The sequence below is a fragment of the Achromobacter sp. 1011791174 genome, assembly GCF_059760925.1.
The window spans coordinates 1-3,545 of the sequence record NZ_JCBANH010000185.1 but is presented as its reverse complement, the minus strand read 5'-3'; the positions used below and the strand labels follow the sequence as shown (position 1 = coordinate 3,545).

General features: G+C 65.2%; 3 protein-coding genes and 1 pseudogene. 2 read left to right on the top strand and 2 right to left on the bottom strand.

Annotated features, from left to right (window positions below; all coding sequences use genetic code 11):
* Together AC6LJ5_RS30110 and AC6LJ5_RS30105 are read left to right on the top strand one after the other, a co-directional pair.
* Positions 1-309 (top strand): annotated as a pseudogene (locus tag AC6LJ5_RS30110) (hypothetical protein); the annotation flags it as partial.
* Positions 310-464: 155 nt separating this feature from the next.
* Positions 465-659, top strand: coding sequence for a putative motility protein (locus AC6LJ5_RS30105; protein ID WP_212320818.1), 195 nt, complete (start codon positions 465-467; stop codon positions 657-659).
* Positions 660-699: 40 nt separating this feature from the next.
* Here the strand turns inward: AC6LJ5_RS30105 and AC6LJ5_RS30100 are convergent, their stop codons facing one another.
* Entirely contained in the window at positions 700-1,767 is a 1,068-nt protein-coding gene (locus AC6LJ5_RS30100; protein WP_498142429.1) for a PDDEXK nuclease domain-containing protein, read from the bottom strand.
* 342 nt (positions 1,768-2,109) lie between these two features.
* The coding region (lpdA, locus tag AC6LJ5_RS30095) for a dihydrolipoyl dehydrogenase (RefSeq protein WP_498142428.1) at positions 2,110-3,545 on the bottom strand (1,436 nt) is incomplete at its 5' end.

Here is a 3,545-nt window from a genome sequence, read left to right as displayed (position 1 = left end):
TCCCCCCACATGCCATCCGGCCCCACGGCTGAAGCGCCCTCGCGGCATACCGACACGCCGGGGACTGGCACCCCTTCCACGGCCACGCCTCCGCCAGCCCCGGTGCCCGCGCCCGTCCCCACGCTCCGGATCACCGAAATCCCCGCCGAACCGCGCGGCAGCTGGCTGGATGCATTGAAGGCAGAGCTGCAACGCTGCGCGGGATTGAGTTTCTTCGACCGGCCGGACTGCGCCTGGGCCGCACGCAAGCAATACTGCGAACCCAACCAAGGATGGGGTACCGTCAAGGAATGCCCTGCCCGCCCGTGAACGTGCCGGTCGGCTCATCCGAGCCCACGCATGGTCAGGAATGAGCGAAAAAAAGTACCCGGCAGAACGCCGCAAGCCGCCCCCGAAATGCGGAAACTACGCGACAATAACCCCACTAGGCTCATTCCCGGGCCACCCACGCAGGAACCCCAAACATGGACTCCGTCAACAACGCCGTCAACACCGTCCTGGCCATGCGCGACGCGCAAACGGTCGATCAGGTTCAAGCCACCCTGCTCAAGAAAGTGCTGAACATGCAGTCGCAAACCGTGGCCACGCTGATGCAGGGCGCCGTGCCGGCCATGGCCCAGGACGCCACGCTGGGCTCGCGGGTCAATACGCACGCCTGAGCACGCGGGGCCACGCCCCGCCACCCAAGTCAACACCCGGCTACACCGTTTCACCGCCACGCAGCTCAATCCGCAAACGAGCCCGCGTCGCCGCCTGCTGCAACTTCTCACCCAACACCTCGCGCGACGGCAAGGCCGTCAGGTACTCGGCGACGTGTATCCCTGATCGGTCCAGTTCCAGCAGTTCGATCTGCTCGCGCTTCTTGCCCGTGCACAGGATGATTCCCAGCGGCGCGGCCTCGCCGGGCTCGCGTTCGTGCCTGTCCAGCCAGCGCAGATACAGCTCCATCTGGCCCTTGTGCGCCGCCTCGAAGTCGCCGATCTTCAATTCGACGGCGACCAGACGCCGCAACTTGCGGTTGTAGAACAGCAGATCCAGATGGAAATCCTCGTCGTCGATCTGGATGCGCTTCTGCCTCGCCAGGAAGGAAAAGCCCGCGCCCAGTTCCAGCAGGAAGGATTCCATCTCGCGGATGATCGCGCCTTCCAGGTCGCCTTCCTGCCAGCTGTCCTGCAGGCCCAGGAAGTCCAGGATGTACGGGTCGCGCATCACCAGCGCCGGCGACATGCGCTGCGCGCCGGCCAGGGTTGCCAGTTCCAGGGCAATGAGCTCGTCCGGTTTACGCGATAGCGCCGTGCGTTCATAGAGCATGGAATTGATGCGCTCGCGCAGGGTGCGCACGCTCCAGCATTCGATGCCGGCCATTTGCGCGTAATAGTCGCGTTGGAGCGGGTCTTTCAACGGCAACAAGGCCACGAAATGCGACCAGCTCAATTGTCGTGACAGTGTCACGACAATTGCCTCCTCCGGGTAGGCGGCCGCAAACTGCACCATCCGGCGCAAGTTCTTGTCGGCGAAGCTGCGTCCATAGTCGTGGACCAGTTGCTCCGCCAGACTTGGCAAGATTTCCTCGCCATAGCCCGCGCGCTGGCCGGCCAGTATGTCTGTATGGATGCGACTGCCAATACGCCAGAACAGCAGCGTCAGTTCGGCGTTGACCGTCGAAACCAGCCGCCGTCTCGATGCCTCGATCAGTACCCGGATATCCCCCAGCAACGCCGCCGGCGCCTCGGTCTGCTCCGCTATCGTTGTCTTGCCTCGTGCCATGCCATCGCCTCCGCAGAATGGACATGCAGGCAATCGTCGTTCATCGATGAACAGCCCGTGGCGCCACCAGGTGCCAGCACATCCCTGTGCGTGAACATAGCGCACGGATGCTCTCGTGGGCAGCGCGGCAGTGACAAACATGTCCACCTTCCACCAGGCTTGCCGAGCGCCGCAGCCGGCACATGCCTTGCGCTGAAGTGCGCCACCTCCCCTCGCGTCACGCTCGTGAGCGCGAGCTTGCAGCCCTGGCGACGAAGCGCTTTTACCCAGCACCGGCCAGACAAAAAAATCCCCGCGCAGCGTCGCCGCCGCGCGGGGATTTCGCAGACAAACCGCGTCTGCTTACTTCTTCTTCATCGGCGGCAAGTCCGTGCACACGCCTTCGGCCACTTCCGCGGCCATGCCGACCGATTCACCCAGCGTGGGGTGCGGGTGGATGGTCTTGGCGATGTCGATCACGTCCGCGCCCATTTCCACGGCCAGGGCCACTTCGCTGATCAGGTCGCCGGCGTGGGTGCCCACGATGCCGCCGCCCAGGATGCGGTGCGTATCCGCGTCGAAGATCAGCTTGGTGAAGCCCTCGTCGCGGCCATTGGCGATGGCGCGGCCGGAGGCGGCCCAGGGGAACACGCCCTTCTCGAACTTGATGCCCTGCTTCTTGGCCTCGTCTTCCGTCAGGCCCACCCAGGCCACTTCCGGATCGGTGTAGGCCACCGACGGAATGACGCGGGCGTCGAAGAAGGACTTCTGGCCGGCCGCGGCTTCCGCCGCCACGTGGCCTTCATGCACGGCCTTGTGCGCCAACATGGGCTGGCCCACGATGTCGCCGATGGCGTAGATGTGCGGCACGTTGGTGCGCATCTGCTTGTCGACCTCGATGAAACCACGGTCGGTGACGGCGATGCCCGCCTTGTCGGCGCCGATCTTCTTGCCGTTGGGGCTGCGGCCCACGGCCTGCAGCACCAGATCGTAGCGCTGGGGTTCCTTGGGAGCGCCCTCGCCTTCGAAGCTGACGTAGATGCCGTCCTTCTTCGCCTCGGCGCCCACGGTCTTGGTCTTCAACATGATGTTGTCGAATCGGTAGGCATTCTTCTTCTGCCACACCTTGACCATATCGCGGTCGGCGCCCTGCATCAGGCCGTCCAGCATTTCCACCACGTCCAGGCGCGCGCCCAGCGTGGAGTACACCGTGCCCATTTCCAGGCCGATGATGCCGCCGCCGACGATCAGCATCTTCTTGGGGATCTCGCGCAGCAGCAGCGCGCCGGTCGAGTCGACGATGCGCTCGTCCTGCGGCAGGAACGGCAGCTTCACCGACTGGCTGCCGGCGGCGATGATGGCCTGCTTGAAGCGCAGCGTCTGGACCTTGCCGTCCTTGCCCGTGACTTTCAGGTGATGCGGATCGACAAACTCACCCACGCCGTGCGCCACGGTGACCTTGCGCGCCTTGGCCATGCCGGCCAGGCCGCCGGTCAGCTTGGCGACCACGCTGTCCTTGTAGCCGCGCAGCTTGTCCAGGTCGATCTTCGGCTCGCCGAAGCTGATGCCGTGGGCGGCCAGCTCGCGCGTCTCGTCGATGATCGCGGCGTTGTGCAGCAGCGCCTTGGACGGGATGCAGCCCACGTTCAGGCAGACGCCACCCAGCGTGTCGTAGCGCTCCACCAGCACGGTGGACAGACCCAGGTCGGCGGCGCGGAAGGCGGCCGAATAGCCGCCGGGGCCGGCGCCCAGCACCAGCATGTCGTACTCGGCATCGGCCGAGCCGCCGAAGCTGGCGG

Bases quoted from the DNA above. Each gene is read 5' to 3' on its own strand.
- AC6LJ5_RS30105 (WP_212320818.1), top strand. From the start codon at position 465: ATGGACTCCGTCAACAACGCCGTCAACACCGTCCTGGCCATGCGCGAC.
- AC6LJ5_RS30100 (WP_498142429.1), bottom strand. From the start codon at position 1,767: ATGGCACGAGGCAAGACAACGATAGCGGAGCAGACCGAGGCGCCGGCG.